The sequence below is a fragment of the Sporomusa termitida genome (genome assembly GCF_007641255.1).
GTDB classification, from domain to species: Bacteria; Bacillota; Negativicutes; order Sporomusales; family Sporomusaceae; genus Sporomusa; species Sporomusa termitida.
Genome location: NZ_CP036259.1, coordinates 893,095 through 912,514 on the forward strand (window position 1 = coordinate 893,095; position 19,420 = coordinate 912,514).

Consider the following 19,420-nt stretch of genomic DNA (forward strand, 5'->3'; position numbering starts at 1 on the left):
GGAGGAAGGCCCTCCGAACCGCCATTCAGGTGGAGGACTCAAACCACCGTAAGCTGCTGTGGACAAAAGCCATGGTAGTGAGCGTTACGGAAAAGGCGAACTGAGAGTTTGTCAGGTAAGTGCCAATGGAGACGAATAAAAATGAACCGCTGTTGAAGTATCGAAACTTGCAGGAGTCGTCAAAACCAGGAGCAGACAGGTATCCTGGGAAGAGTCTGGAGGAAACCTGATTACCGACCAGAGGGCGACCGGTATAGAGGCGGCGTGAATGTGGTACAGGCTTTAGTTAGGAACGTGGGAACCTACGACCCTGATGAGAAAGGAAAACTCCAAGCGGAGACCCCGCAAGGAGGAAAGTACGGATGCGGGGTATAGGGGCGGAATAGCTCGTAGTAGTGAGGAAACTTTTGAAATGAAAGCGGAGCGAAGGAGCCATGTTATCTGGTTTTGAAAATTGGTCAACCAATAGGGAGGAACTAATGGACAAAACAAAATCGTTTGTAATTCCCCGAGAAGCAGTAAAACAAGCATACGAACAGGTAAAAGCGAACAAGGGGTCAGCCGGAATTGATGGGCAATCCATAGAAGGATTTGAAGAAAACCTGGAAGAAAACCTGTATAAGCTGTGGAACAGAATGTCCTCTGGAAGCTACTTTCCACCGCCAGTCAGAGCGGTAGAAATACCGAAAAAGAGTGGCGGGAAAAGAATGCTAGGAATACCGAGTGTAAGCGACAGAATAGCACAAATGGTCGTGAAAATATACTTGGAACCCATGGTAGAACCACATTTTTGTCAGGATTCGTATGGCTACAGACCAGAGAAATCGGCTATAGATGCAATAGCGATAACCAGACAGAGATGTTGGAAATACGATTGGGTATTGGAGTATGATATCAAGGCATTATTTGACGCGATAGACCATGAGCTACTCATGCGGGCAGTAACGAGACATACGGATTGTAAGTGGATAATATTGTACATCAGGAGATGGTTAGCAAGCCCATTGGAAAACAGCAGATGGAAAAATAATGGTGAGAAAAGCGGGAACGCCACAAGGCGGGGTAATTAGTCCGGTACTAGCGAACCTATTTTTGCATTATGCATTTGATAAATGGATGGCGCGAAACAATCCACAAAATCCATGGGCAAGATATGCAGATGATGGAATAATCCACTGCAAAACCAAAGAAGAGGCAGAAAAGCTACTCGGTAAACTAGACCAGCGATTCAGAGAATGCGGACTTGAACTTCATCCAGATAAGACGAAGATTATTTATTGCAAAGACAATAAACGTACAGGGAATAATCAGGAAATAACATTCGATTTTCTAGGATACACCTTTCGGCCAAGAAGCGCTCAAACAAGAGAGGGAGAGCGGTTTCTTAACTTTTTACCAGCAGTCAGCAGGAAAGCAAGCAAAGCCATGCATCAGACGATACGCGGGTGGAAACTTCACCGGAAAACCGATAAAGAACTTGCGGATATAGCCAAAGTAGTAAATCCAGTAATTAGAGGCTGGGTTAACTACTATGGCCGCTTCTACAGGTCTGCGATGTATCCAATCCTGCGAAAATTAAACCAGAGCTTAATTAGATGGGTAGCAAAGAAGTACAAGCGAGTCAATGGCCGCCAAAAGCAAGCGCAAAACTGGTTGGCAAAAATAGCGCAGTGTGGACCTAGTCTTTTTAGCCACTGGCAAATGGGAATTATTCCAATGATTAGATGATGGGAGCCGTATGAGTCGAGAGGCTCAAGTACGGTTCTGAGAGAGCCTGGGGGTGGAACTCCTCCGGGCTACTTACCCCTTTGGGCTTATGCCCTGCTTATTGCAAGGTAAAAACCGTCACTGATTGACTGTTGTCAAAGGTGACGGTTTTTGAGCTTGCATGACTATATTCTTGTCTGGCCAGCATAAAAAGTTACTTAAAAAATTCGTATAACCCATAACAGTATAATCGCTCCGAAAGTTGCCATGATGATTTCACCGATTGTGCCATAGGTACTGATCCCTAAAAGGCTAAACAAATATCCGCCGATAAAAGAGCCTACTACACCGATGACTAAATCACCGACAAGGCCAAAGCCTCCGCCCTTTATAACCTGACCAGCCAACCAACCCGCAATAATACCAATTATCAGAAACCAAAGCATACGTAATCCTCCGTCTCAGTTTTAAATTAACCACCCTCAAAATCACTTAACAGAAACTGTATCGATTGACGTCTCATTTGTTTCTGAAAGAGTTTCAATGGAAGCCAGCACAACGCCATGGAATGTAAGTCTCTTAGTGCCATATAGCCAAACCGAATCGTTTTTTTCAGTACGCATAGGCTTACCCCAACTAAGATGTACCTGCTCTTTAGTCATGCCTTCTTCTATATCCCCATTTTCAATTTGCGCCCACAAAGCATAAGATCCGCCCAGACTGATTTTGGGGTCTGCCGCAAACAGATCAGCTTGCCACGGGGGAGCCTCAGTCCACGCTTCAACTGGAGTATTGGTCCAACTGTAAGCAATGGGGAGAATCGCTTTTTCCCCGTTTACTGAAACAATCAGCCAAATCGGTTTTTGCGATTGATTGCCTGCATACACATCGACGACGGTAACCGGGCTGCCAATTGGCAGGGAGACTGACCTTGGCATTGTCGTGTTAGTCCAGTATAGTCCAGACAAATCTCTAAACTTAGGGTAAACCGTAGTTCCTAAGAATTGTTGCCGGGCATTAGTCAAATCAGAGGTTAACACCAGGCCTTCTAATTGCCCGCGCATGGTACGGGCAGCCAGCTTCTCGCCGGTATCATCTACCGTCATAGTAACAATATATTCCTTTTGATTATAGCCAGCGGGAAAAGGTACTATTCCGGTAACTGTAATTTGTTTGCCAACATATTCAGCGTAGGGAATTCGAACCGAACGGTCCCCCTGGAAACCATGAACTGCTTCTTCGCCTATAAAAATCTCGTAGCCTGCCGCTTGCTTATCGACAGGTAAAGCAAGAAAAGTGAAGTTATGGCCTACCCATTGTTCGACCATTACATTAGCTGCCGGGTTTGCACTGGGTGCCTTGGCCGCCCCAACAGAACCAACTGCCCCCAACCCTGCCAGTAAACTCAAAACCAAGAAAATACGCAAGCTGAACATTTTCATTTGTTTTCCCCCAAATTTTTATTTATTGCTATAAAAATGTGAAACCAATCGCCCGGATAAGAGCAGCTTTATTGATTAGCACATGTGCTTATGCTTGAATTTATGCATAAGAAAAAGCCCCCATGCTGGATATTCGGCGCAGGCCGGCGAGTATGATATAATATCACACCCAGTTTTAAATATCCCCTGGCGGCTAAAACACAATATTGCATTGTAGTAATCGTCGGAAACTTCAAATACCTTATAAGTCATTATACGATATATAGTAGTTTATGTCAATAATAGTTTTCCTTGAATAAACAATCGTATATTGTAATTAGACAATAGTGAATATCTTGCAAAATACCTGCTTAAAACCATTCTGGCAACTTCAATTACTTTGATTTATAATGGATATGGGGAAAAAGAGACACAGTGTAAACTAATGGAGGATTTTTCATGAGTAAAGTCAGAGTTTTAATTTCACTCATGGCCATTGGGAACTTATAGCAATGATGACATAAAAAATGTTGTTTCTAAAAGTGATTTTATAACTGGCTATCGTCTTAAACCTGATGCACTTGGTATCAAGAGCGATTCTATCATCCAAATTAATGCATCTGATTCAAAAGGTAATGGCTGTGTTTTCTTTATTAAAGATAATGATACCTTAATTATAGCCGGCGGTGGGGCATTTTTTGAGCTTGTTAGGGAAACGTAAAAGCAAGAGGGTATGCGGTAAAAAGGAGTAAAACTATAATGAAAAAACCGGCCTTAACATTTAATGAGGTGGCGAGCCTTTATCATGCAATTCGCCCCCGTTATCCGCAAGAATTATTTAATGACCTTTTCCGGCTGACCAGCCTACCTCAGCATGCTCGTATTCTTGAAATTGGCGCAGGTACTGGAATTGCAACGCTTGAACTGATAAAACGAGGTTTTCATGTAGTTGCATTGGAACCAGGCGCACAAATGGCTTCATTTCTTAAAGAGAATTTAAAAGAATATAAGCCGGAAGTGGTCGTTTCAACATTTGAGGCTTGGACACCACCAAAAGAACCATTTGATTTAGTAGTTTCGTTTACCGCTTTTCATTGGCTTGATCCACAAACACGTTATCAAAGGATTTATAATATTCTTGCTCACAAAGGGTATTTAGCGATAGTAAAGTATCATCATGTAGCGGGTGGAGATCAGGAATTTTTTTATGAAGTACAAAAGTATTATCAAAAATATAAACCAAATGACTTAGAATTAAAATTGATAGAACCTAGCAAATTTAAACCCCATTACCAAGATTTTTATAATAATGCGTTGTTTAAAGAATCAATTACATGTAATTATCTTACAGAGGAGACTTATAGTTGTGCAGAATATGAACAACTGCTATTAACCTATTCTGATCACCGTATGCTCGAAGAAAAGAAGCGTTTAATGCTTCTTAATGATATTGGCAAGTTAATAGACCAGAATTATGGTGGTCAAATACGTAAATGCTATCTGCATCAATTGATAGTAGCCGGAAGGGACAAGGGGACAGGTACCTTGTCCCGAGAATAAATACTAGTTTGCCCCGTCCCCCCTTTGATGGACAGTAGAAACGCGTAGTATACTGGAATCAGAGAGGGGAATGAAAATGGTGAAACAGTTTAGCGCCGAGTTTAAACTGCAAGCGGTGAAAAGAGTAGAAGCGACCGGTGGGCCGGTATCCAAAGTGGCAGCCGAGTTAGGGATCAATGAGAATACGCTTCATGGGTGGTTGAAAAAGTATCGGGAAAAACCTAATGCCCCTTTTCCCGGCAGCGGCAAGCTCAGTCCAGACGATGAGCGGCTAAGAAAGCTAGAACGAGAAAATCGTGACCTGCGGGAGGAAAATGAGATTTTAAAAAAGGCGGCAGCGTACTTCGCGAAGAACCAGAAATAAAACGGTTCAAATTTATCAAAGCTAACCGCCAAACCTATCGGGTGGAGAAGCTGTGCAAAGTGCTGGGGGTATCCCGCAGTGGCTACTATGCATGGGAAAATCGCCCGAAAAGCCAAAGGGACTTAGAAAACGAGGCCATCTTGGCGCAGATTGAGCAACTTCATCAAACGAAACGCCATGTTTATGGTTGCCGTAAAATCTATCAAGAGTTGCGCCGTAAGGGTCTGAGAGTAAATCATAAGCGGATAGAACGCCTGATGAAGCAGGCGGGCATTCACTCTAAAACAGCCAAAATATTCAAGGCCACTACGAATTCGAAACATGCCCTTGCCGTTGCCGAAAACCTGTTAAACCGTGAGTTTACAGCCTCCAGGCCCAATCAAAAAATGGTCAGTGACATCACCTATCTATGGACGGAGGAAGGCTGGCTGTACGTGGCTGCCATCATTGACCTATGCGGGCAAAGAGTGGTCGGATTATCCATGAGTGAGCGGATGACCAAAGAACTGGTCATGCAGGCGTTAGACAGTGTCTGCAAGCGAGCTCGGCCGCCCCACGGCGTACTCATTCACTCCGATCGTGGCAGCCAGTATTGCTCTAAGGATTATCAGGATGTACTCAAAGAGCGCGGATTTATTTGCAGCATGTCCAGGAAGGGCAACTGTTGGGACAACGCACCAATGGAGGCATTTTGGGGCAAGATGAAATATGAATGGCTGATCGGGCAACGGTTTCAGACCCGCGAACAGGCCAGGGCCGCCGTATTTGAATATGTGGAAATCTTTTATAACCGGCAACGAATTCATGCCACCAATGGATACCGAACTCCCGAAGAGTACTATTTGTTGGCTATGGCTGCTTAAATCAGCGAAATAGTAAGCTATCCTGTGAAAAACTATGTTATCCTTGTGCTTTTTCTGTCTATTGAACGGGGGACGCCGCAGTATCCCATAGGCTGTTTTTGAAGACATTTTTGACTCGCAAAGCATTGGCAACTCCTTATCCCGCTTTTTGAAATTTGTATTAAACAACTATAGTGGAAAATACAGGATTGGCTAATGAATGTAAAGGTAACATTTGTTTGACTGATTTATGCTAATCCGGGAATAATAACCTGAATTATATTTTCTTTGAGATAGGAGAAAGTTATGCCATCCGCCTATTGGTACTATGGATTAGTTGTTATCGCTCTGGTCCTGCTGGCTGCTTCGCTAATACATAGAAAAGATTGGAAGTTACTGGTGTTGCAGCTAACTATTGCTGGCATAATTCACCCGTTCGAGATCGTAGTATTGATACTAATGGATGCATATCGCTACTTGCCCGGTATTCTGGCGGACCTAAGGCTGGATAACTATTTGGGATCATACATATCTAACTCCCTCATTGTGCCGGCTTCTGCGGTAGCCATAAATGCATTTTCCCTTTCCTGGGGATATATGGTGGGTATTGCGGTTATCTTCACTGGTATCGACTGGTACTTCGCAACCCTCGGCATATATCAGCACTTTTGGTGGAAATCAGCTTATACCGGCATCGGGCTTATCATTCTCTATGGAATAAGCAGGAGGATTTGGTCAGGGCTTCAGGAAAAGAGGCACTGTACAATTTTTAGACTCGCCGTCATTTATCTAACCTATGCTTCCATCCATAATTTAATCGTTTTCTTAGCAAACAAAGGGGGACAATTATTTAGATTTCAAGTTTCCCTGGCAGGGGATCCCGAAAAGTTTCACCAGGGATTTTTTTACCTCTATCTTTTGATCACTAGCGTGATTATTACATTATTAATAGGTCTGAAGTTGCCTTTGCATTACCGGTTGCTTGGTATTGCCTTTTTGACTTTTGTATACTGGATTATAGGAGAATATCATATTTTTGTTCCCCGGGTTGATGCTATTTCGGCGTGGCAGCTTATCTTAGTGCCAATAATTGTGGTGCCTATTGTAATGTGTCTTTTTCGTATCGCTAAATTGGATTATATCTTTCCTGAATAGATAAAACAGAGCGCCCGGGTAATAGTGGCTGCCGCCGGTAACGCCGGGCTGTGAGTGCGACTGTACGCAGCAAATGATTCCGACTAGCCTCAGCAGCTAATGAACAGCAGCAGGGCAAACAGAGACTGCAGCAGCGATAGATTGCAGTGCAACGGTTAAGTATCTAAAGTACCGCAGCGGGCAAATAGCCCGCTGTCTTTCATATTAGATAGAACAACGACTACCGCCAGCATTCGTCTATTCGTCAAATAGAGCGAGCTACAAAAATATCCGGAGGATGATATCAAAAAAAAGTGACAAAACAGGAACATCCCCAAGTGTCCGGCGACAGTGTTGAAAACTGATGCGTAAACCAGTATAATTTAAATACTATGGCTTGATTGCTTATTCTAAGCATAAGTAATCAAGCTCAACTACCGATTTTTAAATGGTATTTACACTTGGCGAATAATGTGAAGTATTAGATTAAAGCAGATAGGCGGATACGTTTATGAATATTTCAAAGCAAGATGCGTTGCTATGGTTTGATTTTTTTTCACAATTGTCTGAGGAAGAGGAAATTAGTATAAAACATGAAGAAATCATTTACTCGACCTTTGCGCAAATTGAGGCAGCAATTGATCATAGAAATAATACGCTAATGTCGGAAATTAGAAGTTTGAAAACCTTGGAAAATAGAACTTTTTTTGTGGGAAATGAAAGCAAATTCCCCACAGGATGTCGTTCTTGTCTGTTGGGTACTGGTTTGAGTGCAATTAGGAAAACGAACAAATGTAATTTAGAGTGTAAGTTCTGTTATAATTATGGCGAACTAGAAGATATTCATCCAGTTGGCGAAGGTATGTGGGAAATTGGCGGCACAAAATTTTACGAGAAGGATATTGATTTGCTTCTTGCCATTCACCAAAAACCCACTGGCATTTCCTATGTTTATTTAGAGCCATTCATGGAAATTGAAAAATACTATTCGCTTATAAAAAAATTTAGTGATGCTCGAATTCATCAACATTTATACACAAATGGCACTTTAGCTACAGAAGAGACCTTGAAAGCATTAGGTGAAGCCGGTCTTAATGAGATACGTTTCAACCTAGGTGCTTCTAATTGCTCGGACAAAGTAATTGAAAATATTGGCTTAGCGAAAAAATATATCACAAGTGTAGGTATTGAAACGCCAATGACGCCTGAGTTTTTCGCAGTATTTTTTAAGAAAAAGCAAGCAATCTTCGCGACCAAACTCGATTTTATCAATTGTGCGGAATTACATTTAAATGAGAATAACATAGGTAATTATTATGGGGAAAATATGTATATTTGCCGACATGGCTATATATCGCCAATTTGGAGTAGGGAATTAACTTTGAAATTCATGAAAATAGCTGATGAAGAAAACTGGGATTTAGCAGTTCATGATTGCTCAAACTACACAAAGTTTGCAAGAGCTTTAAATTTGAGCAGCAAAGCGAATATGTGGTTCGGAGCCAGTAATTATGCCTGTGAGTTTTCTATGATTCCCTACGAAATATTTATACCAATACTCAATGATGACAATTTCAAATTTTTAAATGAAGAAGAATTGCCTGACGACTATAAACCGGAAATGATAGATTTTTAGCATGGTGTGTCATTTGGTTTTTTCTTAAAAAGCCAGTTACACCTCAATAAATGCTATATTCGGATGCTTGGATGGGAAAAGGATTTTGTAGAGGAAGGGGATTTTCTAGACATCCGTTCTCGGTTGGGCGGTGTTAAGATCGCCTTTCAAACCAACTGACTACGTTTCGCCTGTTTGGCCAGAGCTGCTGTCATTGGTGACATGTTCATTAAAGTAACATGTTTTCTTGGCGTGGGAATTTTATTCTGATACTCAAAAATATGACCTCAACCATAGTCGGGGGTATGGTCAAGGTCATATTTTCTATTGGCGTGCCTTACATTAGTTATTGCGGTGGTTTTTTACCAAACCATTTCAGGTAAATTTTTTCATATTCGCCATTTTTCTTAAGTTCCGATAAAGCGTTATCTATTTTAGCAGTGAGCTCTGGATTTTTTTTCGAAGTTGCTATGCCGAGATCTTCCGAGTTGATAGGTTCACCAACAATTTTGGCGTCTTTATTGCCTTTGTTAATCACATAGTACTCATTTACCGGTGCATCATTAATGACGGCATCTACACCACCATTCTTTAATTCCAAGAATGCGTCCGTTATGCTGTTAAACTCACTTATTGTGGCATCCTTTATTTTATGAGCTTCTTCAGCTCCGGTTGAACCAATAGATACCCCCAGCCTTTTTCCTTCCAAGTCTTTGAAACCTGTGATGGTCTTATTATCTGCTTTGGCAACAATTGAGAGACCGGCTGTATAATACGGTTGGGAAAAATTAACCTTCTGAGAACGTTCGGCAGTGATTGTCATGTCGGAAATGGCTACATCAATGGTACCGCCTTCCAATGCCGGAATCAGACCGTCAAAGTTCATACTTTGGATTTCTACCTCATAGCCGAGCTGTTTACCTATAGCTTTAATTAAATCAATATCAAAGCCGACATATTCCCTGCTTTTTTCATCCTGAAAACCGAAAGGAGCGTAAGTGGTGTCCGAACCCACCCGCAATAGGTTGGCAGTGGAAGTCTGCTTGGCTCCACAGCCACTGAGAATTACGCTCAAACTAAAGAGTATTGCCGCTAATAAAGTCAGCCATTTTTTTGACATGCAATGATTCCTCCCTGCAAAATTATTTTTTATGTAGTTTGTCTTCCTTGCGTAAGGCGTAAAAATTTGAGGTATTTTGAAAAGTCCCCCTTATTCAGTTTAAAATATAAAAGGCTAAGAACAAAAAAGTTCTTAGCCTTTGGTTTTCCAATCAGCCAGCACAATAATTACAATTAATATTGTGACAAAAAACGTTAGCCTTGTCAAGTAGGAAATAACAGTACTTTTCATTTGCGTATGAAAGTAGTAATATGAAAGAGGTTATCTGTTATATTAAACTATTTATTGTTAAGAGGTTGCTATGAGCACGATAAATTACATAAACTTGACTTCCACCATTTTAAAAAAAGCCAAAGAATTTGGGGCGACCCTTGCTGGTATAGCCAATATTGATGATTTGCGGCAAGCCCCGTCGTTTACGGTAGCGCCGAAAATGCCCGAATATAATGGTGTGGGCGCACGCGAAGAGAAACTTCACACGAAAAGTTTAGGAGAAGTCGATTGGCCAAAAGGCGCCCAATCTGTTATCGTTATTGCCTATGCTCACCCCCAGTCTCAGCCTGAACTTGATTATTGGTATGGTAGATCAAATCCCATTGGTAATAAGAGACTAATTCGCATTGTGAATGATTTAAAAGATTGGTTGCAGGATAACTACAAAATAGAATCGGTGGCATTGCCGTATCATATCGAAAAAGGTGGTATTTACTTAAAAGATGCTGCTGTTTTGGCTGGTATGGGTTGTGTTGGAAAGAATAATCTGCTGATTACACCTGAATACGGATCTCATATACGTTTGCGGGCATTGGCTATTAACCAAGAGCTTTCTTCTAGTGGGCCAATTCCTTTTTATCCTTGTGTTCAATGTGAAGAATATTGTCGAAAAGGTTGTCCACAGCAAGCTTTTAGTCAAAAAATATACACTTTCGAGGAGTTCGGTGAGGAAAATTTGCCAGGCCGTACCGGCCATTATAATCGTTTAGTCTGCAATATTCAAATGAAGCTTGATGAAGAAAGGGCTGAAACTCAGATCACGGAGGAATGTAAACAACTCGTTAAAGTAGTTAAGTATTGCCGTAATTGCGAATACGCATGTCCAATTGGAATGAGTTGCGCTAATTAAACAATTAGTTAATTTATTGACTAATGCTTATTGAGGTTCATTCGGGCATGTTATAGAAGAAAAATTCAAAGGTGTACGAAGCTAGAGTTTATCTGGGTTTACTGGAATCTGACAATGGCATGTAATGAAGGTAACGATAAGCCTTATGTAAAAGTGACATCAGTCATGCCGTTGCAGGATGATTAGGCTAACAAGAGCCAATAACGGAACAAAGTTATTAGCTGGAGGAATATCATTGGTCAAAAAATCCGCTAAATCTAAATTGTTATCGCCAAATCTGCCTCCCAAATTATCCTTGGCACATAATACTGAGTTTCACGACGAAGACTGCGTGAGACTTAGTATTATACAAGACTGTACATTTGAAACTCAGACTGCTGAAAACATTGCTATTGACCAAGTTTTATTTAAAAACGTTGATTTTAATCACCTTCATTGGCCCTGCGCTAAACTAACCGACACTGTCTTTGAACAATGTGATCTCTCCAATGTGGACTTCGGTCAATGCTTTATGGACCGGGTCCGGTTAACCAACTGCAAGTTGGTTGGTATCAACATGACGGAAGCGTCTCTAAGAAATGTTGTCTTTGATAACTGCAATGCCGCTTACGCCGTCCTGCGTTACTTCAAGTGTAAAAAAAGTAACTTTCACAACACTTCTTTCGCTGAAGCTGATCTCTATTCTGCCACGCTAACTGACGTAAGCTTTGTCCGCTGTAATCTCGATAAAGTTCAATTTTCGGGTACTAAACTTGCGGGAATTGATCTTAGCACTTGTCAATTTTATCAACTAGCCCTAACGGCAGATGATCTTCGCAATTGTATCATCGCTCCCGAACAAGCCATCGCTCTTGCTAATATCTTTGGCGTGGTTATAAAGGAGTAGCGGGGCAGGGACATGGGGACAGGTACCTTGTCCCAGAATAAATACTAGTTTGGAGGTGATTTAATGCCAAGAGAAGCTAGAGAGAAAAGTGAAAGTGGAATATATCATCTAATGTTAAGGGGAATAAATAAACAAAATATATTCGAAGAAGAAGAGGATAGAAAAAGATTCTTGGAAACGCTCGGAACTTATAAAAAGCTGAGCAATTATATGTTATATGGCTATTGTTTAATGGATAATCACATTCATTTATTGATAAAAGAGCAAGAAGAATCAATATCGCAAATAATAAAGAGAATCAGCAGCAGTTATGTGTATTGGTACAATCAAAAATATGAGAGATGTGGGCATTTATTTCAAGAACGATATAAAAGTGAAGTAGTAGAAACAGACGCGTATTTTCTCGTGGTTTTGCGTTATATCCATCAAAATCCGTTACAAGCCGGAATTACACAAAATGTAAGTAAGTATCTATGGAGTAGTTATCATGACTATATCGGGAATCCTGGAATTAGCGATATAGATTTGGCGTTAGATATTTTTTCAGATGATAGAGCAAAAGCCGTAGCATTATTCAAGGATTATAACCAGGAAAATAATATGGATAAATGTTTAGACTATATAGAAAAAGTAGTACTATCAGATAAAGCAGTAATTAATTACTTAAATGAAATGGGAATACAAAACATTAGTCAATTACAACAGCTACATAAAGAAAAGCGCGATGAAATAATACGCAGGATGAAAAAAAGAAAAGGTATTACAATACGGCAATTAGCAAGGGTTACAGGAATAGCAAAAAGTGTAATAGATAGAATATAGACGCAAAAAAAAGGGACAGTGAACCTGTCCCCGTGTCCCTTTAGTTTAGTGTATCCGGTCCATTCTGAATGATATATTCCCGAAACTGCAGCGCTGCTTTTGAAAAGTATCGTTTCTCCTTCCAGGCAAGATAAAGGAAGTTGTTATAGTCAAAATCCTCAATTTTTATTAAAACAAACGGCAAATTCGGTACATACTTCCTCGGTGCTGGAAAAAAGGCTACGCCAAACCCGGCAGCTACTAAGTTAACAAGTCCCTGAGCGCTGTCACTTTTACATATAACCTTTGGTACAATTCCTCTTTTGAGACACATGGAATAGCAGAATTCCTGAATACTATGATCCGCCTTTAGGGTAATGAAAGACTCTCCGGCCAGTTCCTGGAGAGAAACAGTATGCCGGTTAGCCAAACGATGCGCCGCAGGTACAGCCAGAAAAACATCTTTTTCCACCAAGGGAATGCAAACGACGTCTGACCGTTTAATTTTCTTAATCACAAAAATAAAATCAACTTCTCCGTTTTCCAGTAAACTCAATTTGGCATTCTCATCCGTTGTCTGCGTAAGCTGAAAATTTACTTTTGGATGAAGTTGGGCAAAGGAAGCTAAGAGGTCACAAAAATGCTTGTTCATAGCGGTAGACGCAAAAGATACATAGCCAAATTTGCTTCCTGACAGATCGCCAATCTCCTGGCGTGCTGCCTCAAGTTCATTCAGTGCGCGGGTTGCCCTCATTAATAATACTTTTCCGTATTCGTTCAACACAATATTTCGCCCGGCCCGGTTAAACAATGGAACGCCTACATCTGCTTCCAAGCGAGCGATAGTTGCACTAAGAGCAGGTTGCGCGATTTGTAAGATTTGCGCAGCCTTTGTCATGTGTTCAATTTTGGCCACCGCCTGAAAGTATTTCAACTGCAATAAATCCATAGGAGTCTCCTTTGATTAACACACAATTTGTTATGATTTAATTATAAAATATGTACTAGTATTTATCAATTTTTTAATTTATACTTTAACAAACAATATGATAATGATTCGCATTATCGTTTTATAAGTTGTTTTCTATCAAAAGGAGAGGCAGCGCAGAAAGGAGTGAAAATACAACGATATCTGGTTTAATCATGGTGCTTCTATATGGGACTGAGTCACCGGCCATGTTACAGGAAGCCGGGGGCAACATGGAACCCACGGCATATGGCGGGAGCTCATGATGGGATAGACGGAATGTGGTACGGTGGGAGAGCGGAATAGAGCCGGATATTACCGGTATAAACAAGCTGCATAGGTGAGATTCATCTAGCGGGTAAGGCTTAATTTTTACTGTGGAGGGAATTTCAGTGAGTTTTGATAACAAACCGAATAAAAGCAAGATCGGGATTTTGGCGATCAGTCTTAGTGTTGCAATGAGTTTGCCGGCTTACGCCGCTGAAGAGGATTATGTTTACCAGTTTGACGAGGTGGTGGTAACGGCTTCCGGCTTCGAACAGGATATTGCCGATGCGCCGGCCAGTATTACCGTTATTACGAAGGAAGAAATCAACCGCCGCGGCTATACCGATCTTGGGGGCATATTGTCCGATGTGGAAGGGGTTGATGTGCGCGGCTCCTCTACCGGCAGAATGGGGGTGGCGAATATCAGCATCCGTGGTCTGGGCAGCGAATATACGTTGTTTTTGATCGACGGCATTCCTCAAAATGGGACAACGGATGTCGGACCTAACGGCTTTATTGCCGGGGTCGGCAGCTTCGTACCGCCGCTGGCGACCATCGAGCGTATTGAGATCATTCGCGGTCCGATGTCGACCTTGTATGGTTCTGAGGCTTTGGGCGGCGTGGTAAATATCATTACCAAAAAGGTGGACGACGAGTGGCGCCATAATCTGACGCTTGATCACACCTTTTACGAAGATTCGGACAGGGGAAGCATCTCCCGTTATTCTTTCTATTCGAGTGGCCCCGTGACCGAAGATAAAGTGGGGCTGGCCTTGCGCGGCAACTTTCTCCGGCGGGCCGGATCCTCTGGTAAGGATGCTCTGGGCAATGTATTGCCCGACGCAGGAGCGGCCGCCAATCCTTCTCCACTCAGAAACTACAGTCTGGGCGGCAAAGTAACGTGGAAACAGGATGACCAGAACAGTCTCTGGCTGGACGCCGATACGGCCATCAGCGATTACGGCGGAAAGGTGGACAGGCGTATTGAACGCGACAAGCTGACGGTAGGCAGCGATAATAAAGTTTCCTATGGCGACTGGCACACAACCCTGACCTATAACAGCACCGAATTGAAAGGATATATGCACAACAATACTGACCGCAAGCTGAAGAACCCTAACATTATCTTTGAGACCAAACTGGTTGCGCCGGTCAGCGAGGTGCATAGGTTGACCGTTGGCGGCCGGTACTGGCATGAAAAACTGGAGGATGGGGCGTTGACCATCGGCGGCGTGGGCAAACTCAGCAATCAAACCGCCTCGCTGTTTGCGGAAGACGAATGGCGGCTGCAGGATGATCTGGCCCTGACTTATGGTGCGCGGTATGACCGTCATCGTTATTTGGGCGGACATGTCAGCCCGCGGGGCTACTTGGTCTGGAAGGCCGATGACAAGTGGACGCTGAAAGGCGGCGTCAGCACCGGTTTTAAAGCCCCTACCCTGTCGCAGTCGGTGGACGGTGTTAGCGGCTTTACCGGCGGGGCTGGCAATCCAGATCCGATCCATGTTTACGGCAACCCCGACCTCAAGCCGGAGGAAAGCGTAAATAAGGAAGTGGGCTTTTATTATCAGTCTCCTAGCGGCTTCAGCGCAAACGCCACCCTGTTCCACACTGATTTCAAAAATAAAATCAATGGTGGTGTTGACCTTGGTGTAATTGACGGCCATCAGGCGCAAACTTACGAAAATGTAGGCAAAGCCAAGACCAACGGGCTTGAATTCGGCAGCAAGATTCCGCTGGCTGAAGACTTGTCACTAAACCTGAACTATACCTATACAATGACCGAACAGATCGGCGGCGATAATGACGGCGCTCCACTCAACAATATACCGAAAAATGCGGTAAACGCGCGGTTGAACTGGCAAACGGACGAAAAGACCACCACCTGGCTGAGGGCGGAATACCGCGGCAAGATGAACCGCTACACCAGAAAACAGCTTAGCGCTACAGAACAAGGGGTTGTCGACGCGCTTGGCCAGTACTTTAAAGCCTATACCGTGCTTGACCTGGGCGTATCCCGTAAGCTGTCCGAGAATGTCACGCTGAATTTCGCAGTCAATAATGTGCTGGATAAAGATTTCGGCGAAGCCGTCGTTATCAATGGGGGGACTTACTATAAATATTTCTCCACGGGAAAAGAATCAGCCGGCACCTACTTGACGGGGCGGAACTATTGGGTATCCATGAACTACAATTTCTAAATCGCCCAAGCGCTTCCTTGGCAATGCAGATGCGGAATCCGAATCTGCATTGCTGTTTTTACCGGTTTTACTCTGTTTCTTAGTCTGGCTTCCAATGCGACAGCAAGCGGGGCGATATTACATGAAACAAGAAAAAGGGGTTATTTAAACAATGAAACACCGCTATAAAATTAACAAGTGGACAAGCCTGGTTTGCGCTATTTTTCTTTTGAGTATAGGCGCAGGCGCCTTTGGCCGGGAAGCAGGGGCATTTAATCAGACTAGGATACCTGCGACCCCGGACGGTTTGCCGGCGGATATTGCCAGTTCTTCGGTGGACGGACTGCCTGAATACCAGATTAAAACCTTTGATCTTTACTTCCAAAAACATGGCGGCAAGTATCGTATTTTCGTTTCAGTGCCAGTTGGCCCCGTGCCCGCCAATGGTTACCCGGTGATATACCTGCTTGACGGAAACATGACTTTTCCGATGATGCGGGCTGCCCAAACGGATGCCGGCTTTTGTCCGGTAGTAACGGTTGGGGTAGGCTATCCAGTTGATTCGGGTACCGACATTGACAGGCGTTACTTCGATCTCACGCCGCCTACCTCGCCGGATCTGATCCCCAACGGGCTTAAGGGCAAGCGGCCCCTCGCGACCGGCGGTCAGGACACCTTCTTCGCCTCCATCGAAACGGAGCTGAAGCCGGTTATTGAGAAGCTTGCGCCGATCGACCGTCGCCAGCAGACCTTATTCGGCCATTCCCTGGCTGGCTTATTTGTCCTGCATACCTTATATACCTATCCCGCCTCGTTCCAAACTTATGTGGCCGCCGATCCGGCCATATGGTGGAATGGCGGTTCGGTTCTATTGGAACACTCCAACTTTTTGGAGAGCGAACAGGCAAGGAATGAAAAAGCGCCTGTTCGCCTGTTGGTAGAAACCTCCGGCAAACAGGCTCTGCGGAAAGGGATCTCTAAGGCTGAAGCCGCCTCGCTGGCGAAGCTCCGCTCCGGACCAAGGGGAAAGGAGATCGCTGCCGCCTTAGGGGGACTACCCGGCCTTCACATAAGCTTTAAGGAGCAGGCTGACGAAAGCCATGGCTCCATGTTGCCTTATGCTGTGGCGGATGCGCTCTCTTTTGCCCTGAAGCCGTCCAAGTTGGAGGAGCGGCAGAAGGCGGCGATAGAGAAGATAATGGAATAAGGTTGGACGTTTTGTATAAATAATTTAAGATAAATGAGAAACTCCTGCTAAATTTGTATTAATTTGGCAGGAGTTTTGTTTTCTGTAGCTAATATCTTGAGAATAGGGAAAAGTATATAGGAATTTAAATCCAATTTAACGAATGGGTGAGCCATGGCTATTCTTTAATAGTAGCTGTGGCTTTTAAATTTGCGCAGATTGACGGAGAAGTGTTGTATACATTGCACTTTTTAAGGGAAAAAATTGCTTGTTTAAGAATGTGAAGGTGATACTCATCGGCGGTAGCCCCATGAGTGGGAAAACAACCCTTGCAACTAAATTGGCGCAACGATATGGATATAATAGGGGATACCTATATAAAAATAACCAAAGACTTAACGAAAGAGAATTTGGTAGAAAAAGCTGTAGAATTGTTGGGATGAGAGGAGGAATTGTTTGTGAAAAAATGGTATAGTGGAGAATGGAGCTTTAAAATAATCGTATTATCTATTAAACCCAATAATGAGCCACAAAATCATTGCCGAAATGGTCATCAGCCTGGTGATCAATACATCTGCGGTTATGCTTGTCCCGGTGGTTTTTGTTCCAAAAGCATGTTGAAGTCTTTTCCGCTCATGGAGGCAGTACGTAGTGGCGGCAATTTGCGTAACCTTGGCGGATGCCAAGAAAATATAATAGAATTTGACTGTCCGGATGGTATTGTAAAGTTTAGATTAGAAGCAATTAAGCAGTCGCAATAAACCTTAAGAGAGACGCTAAATCCTTTTGACTCTATGAAGCGGGGGAGGGATTTGAACACCAGTGGGCTATAATGAAGCTTTATATTGTGGAAGGAGCAGTAAAATGAATAACATAAATCAAAATAGCATACCCACAATCAAATTGAAGTCAATTGTACTTGATTGTCCCGATATTCAGGCTTTGTCTGATTTTTATATTCGGATGCTTGGATGGGAAAAGGATTTTGTAGAGGAAGGGGATTTTCTAGACATCCGTTCTCCGGTGGGCGGTGTTAAGATCGCCTTTCAAACCAATACTAACTATGTTGCGCCTGTTTGGCCAGAAGAACCTAATGCGCAGCAGCAGATGCTGCACATCGACTTTGCGGTACCAAGTAAGGAAGATATGGAACGTGCTGTGAAACACGCAATTTCATGTGGCGCAACGAAAGCAGGCATTCAGTACTGCGACGAGTGGACGGTCATGCTTGACCCGGTGGGGCATCCGTTTTGTTTTGTCGTTTGGTGAATTTATATTCACGTCATCATATACCGAGTATATGCATTTTCTGCGTTAGTGCAAGAAGCACACACTTAATATTAAAGCAACCTTTAATTCAAAAATTAATAGGTTGTTTCTATAATAAGATAATACCTTATTACAGAATAATGGCGAGGCCCCCCTGATAATGATATAATAAAATTGCTATATACTATTACTACCAAAATGGATGGTTGAGAAAATGAAACAAGAATATCCTGACCAGTACATATGTTTTAGACTTAACAAAGCTATGCGTGTAATCCAGCGGTATTACGAAAGACATCTTACACCGTTGGGGATTACTCCCTCGCAATTCTATGTACTGAGTTATTTATGGGTAAATAACGAAGCAAAATTTAAAGACCTAGCTAAAAGTGTTAATATTGAAGGTTCAACTCTTACGGGTATTTTGGATCGACTTGAACGAAACAGATTTATTCTCCGTCAAGATGACCCTGAGGACCGTCGTTCAATAGTAATTTCTTTGACCGCAAAGGCCAGAGAAGTTATTCCTCAAGGAATGGAGTTTGTTAGACAGCTTGACGCTGAAGTGTTGAGGAATCTATTGCCTATGAACATGATAAAGCCTTTCAAGAGGTTATATTAAAGAAAGCGTTATCTGGGCAATTAACATATAGAAAAAAGTGATTAGAAGAGATATGGCTACACTTTAGGCGGACAGTTTTTATAAGGAAGGACCTGTAAACTTTGAATAGACATAGGGCCAAAGCATTGCCTTATGTCTATTTTGAGTGCCTTACATGTTGTGGAAAATAACCCTGATGATGGTAAATATTTCAAGAGGTAGTAATGACAATGGGGACGTTAGACTGTTTTCGCACACTCTGACATCCCCGGATGTTCCTTATGTCGCTTATGAACAGAAACGAGCATTTAAATTATTGATTGAGGAGATTGTATATGACAGGGAAGATGAGCTGGATATTTTGTATAAATAGAAAA

At 42.7% G+C, this 19,420-nt stretch carries 18 protein-coding genes and 1 pseudogene; 15 read left to right on the forward strand and 4 right to left on the reverse strand.

The features are described from left to right. Positions 1-707: 707 nt before the first annotated feature. A pseudogene (locus SPTER_RS25220) lies at positions 708-1,284 on the forward strand (reverse transcriptase domain-containing protein); the annotation flags it as partial. A gap of 141 nt (positions 1,285-1,425) precedes the next feature. Continuing rightward, the gene (locus SPTER_RS25225) at positions 1,426-1,728 is read left to right on the forward strand and encodes a group II intron maturase-specific domain-containing protein (RefSeq protein WP_246105598.1); all 303 of its coding nucleotides are present in this window, start codon (positions 1,426-1,428) and stop codon (positions 1,726-1,728) included. Positions 1,729-1,925: 197 nt separating this feature from the next. Here the strand turns inward: SPTER_RS25225 and SPTER_RS03990 are convergent, their stop codons facing one another. Together SPTER_RS03990 and SPTER_RS03995 are read right to left on the reverse strand one after the other, a co-directional pair. Beyond that, positions 1,926-2,153 carry a GlsB/YeaQ/YmgE family stress response membrane protein gene (locus SPTER_RS03990; protein ID WP_144349161.1) on the reverse strand — a complete coding sequence of 76 codons (228 nt, stop codon included), beginning with the start codon at positions 2,151-2,153 and terminating at the stop codon, positions 1,926-1,928. 42 nt (positions 2,154-2,195) lie between these two features. Continuing rightward, positions 2,196-3,149 (reverse strand): hypothetical protein, encoded by a 954-nt coding sequence (locus tag SPTER_RS03995; protein ID WP_144349162.1) that lies wholly within the window; start codon positions 3,147-3,149, stop codon positions 2,196-2,198. A 475-nt stretch (positions 3,150-3,624) separates the two neighbouring features. On the opposite strand from SPTER_RS03995, the gene SPTER_RS04000 reads away from it, so the two are divergent. From SPTER_RS04000 to SPTER_RS04020, 5 genes are all read left to right on the forward strand, one after another. Continuing rightward, a complete protein-coding gene (locus tag SPTER_RS04000; protein ID WP_144349163.1) occupies positions 3,625-3,849 on the forward strand; it encodes a hypothetical protein in 225 nt (74 codons plus the stop codon). A 38-nt stretch (positions 3,850-3,887) separates the two neighbouring features. Continuing rightward, on the forward strand, positions 3,888-4,688 hold the full coding sequence (locus SPTER_RS04005; protein WP_144349164.1) for a class I SAM-dependent methyltransferase: 801 nt from the start codon (positions 3,888-3,890) through the stop codon (positions 4,686-4,688). A gap of 79 nt (positions 4,689-4,767) precedes the next feature. Further along, positions 4,768-5,915, forward strand: a protein-coding gene (locus SPTER_RS04010; protein ID WP_246105599.1) for an IS3 family transposase whose coding sequence is annotated in 2 segments (ribosomal slippage) — positions 4,768-5,023 and positions 5,023-5,915 — 1,149 coding nt in all. Because the reading frame shifts where the segments join, the coding sequence is not laid out codon by codon here. Between the two features lie 285 nt (positions 5,916-6,200). Then, positions 6,201-7,049, forward strand: coding sequence for a hypothetical protein (locus tag SPTER_RS04015; RefSeq protein WP_144349166.1), 849 nt, complete (start codon positions 6,201-6,203; stop codon positions 7,047-7,049). A gap of 490 nt (positions 7,050-7,539) precedes the next feature. Continuing rightward, entirely contained in the window at positions 7,540-8,664 is a 1,125-nt protein-coding gene (locus SPTER_RS04020; RefSeq protein ID WP_144349167.1) for a radical SAM protein, read from the forward strand. Between the two features lie 325 nt (positions 8,665-8,989). Here the strand turns inward: SPTER_RS04020 and SPTER_RS04030 are convergent, their stop codons facing one another. Further along, positions 8,990-9,763: a basic amino acid ABC transporter substrate-binding protein gene (locus tag SPTER_RS04030; RefSeq protein WP_144349168.1), complete on the reverse strand. Its 774-nt coding sequence runs from the start codon at positions 9,761-9,763 to the stop codon at positions 8,990-8,992. 301 nt (positions 9,764-10,064) lie between these two features. Between SPTER_RS04030 and SPTER_RS04035 the strand changes: the two genes are divergently transcribed. From SPTER_RS04035 to SPTER_RS04045, 3 genes are all read left to right on the forward strand, one after another. Further along, complete coding sequence (locus tag SPTER_RS04035; RefSeq protein WP_144349169.1) at positions 10,065-10,886, forward strand: epoxyqueuosine reductase; 822 nt, start codon at positions 10,065-10,067, stop codon at positions 10,884-10,886. Between the two features lie 235 nt (positions 10,887-11,121). Beyond that, positions 11,122-11,772 (forward strand): pentapeptide repeat-containing protein, encoded by a 651-nt coding sequence (locus SPTER_RS04040; RefSeq protein ID WP_170233138.1) that lies wholly within the window; start codon positions 11,122-11,124, stop codon positions 11,770-11,772. A 63-nt stretch (positions 11,773-11,835) separates the two neighbouring features. Next, positions 11,836-12,594: a transposase gene (locus SPTER_RS04045; protein ID WP_144349171.1), complete on the forward strand. Its 759-nt coding sequence runs from the start codon at positions 11,836-11,838 to the stop codon at positions 12,592-12,594. 40 nt (positions 12,595-12,634) lie between these two features. On the opposite strand, the gene SPTER_RS04050 is transcribed toward SPTER_RS04045, so the two are convergent. Further along, positions 12,635-13,522, reverse strand: a complete 888-nt coding sequence (locus SPTER_RS04050; protein ID WP_144349172.1) for a LysR family transcriptional regulator — start codon at positions 13,520-13,522, stop codon at positions 12,635-12,637. 410 nt (positions 13,523-13,932) lie between these two features. Between SPTER_RS04050 and SPTER_RS04055 the strand changes: the two genes are divergently transcribed. The 5 genes from SPTER_RS04055 (at position 13,933) to SPTER_RS04075 (ending at position 19,064) form a co-directional block, all read left to right on the forward strand. Further along, positions 13,933-16,008 carry a TonB-dependent receptor domain-containing protein gene (locus SPTER_RS04055; RefSeq protein ID WP_211367447.1) on the forward strand — a complete coding sequence of 692 codons (2,076 nt, stop codon included), beginning with the start codon at positions 13,933-13,935 and terminating at the stop codon, positions 16,006-16,008. 151 nt (positions 16,009-16,159) lie between these two features. Then, a complete protein-coding gene (locus SPTER_RS04060) occupies positions 16,160-17,194 on the forward strand; it encodes an alpha/beta hydrolase (RefSeq protein WP_144349173.1) in 1,035 nt (344 codons plus the stop codon). A 437-nt stretch (positions 17,195-17,631) separates the two neighbouring features. Then, entirely contained in the window at positions 17,632-17,934 is a 303-nt protein-coding gene (locus tag SPTER_RS04065; protein WP_144349174.1) for a TIGR04076 family protein, read from the forward strand. A gap of 103 nt (positions 17,935-18,037) precedes the next feature. Continuing rightward, on the forward strand, positions 18,038-18,442 hold the full coding sequence (locus SPTER_RS04070) for a VOC family protein (protein WP_144349175.1): 405 nt from the start codon (positions 18,038-18,040) through the stop codon (positions 18,440-18,442). Between the two features lie 214 nt (positions 18,443-18,656). Next, on the forward strand, positions 18,657-19,064 hold the full coding sequence (locus SPTER_RS04075; protein ID WP_211367449.1) for a MarR family winged helix-turn-helix transcriptional regulator: 408 nt from the start codon (positions 18,657-18,659) through the stop codon (positions 19,062-19,064). Positions 19,065-19,420 lie beyond the last annotated feature (356 nt).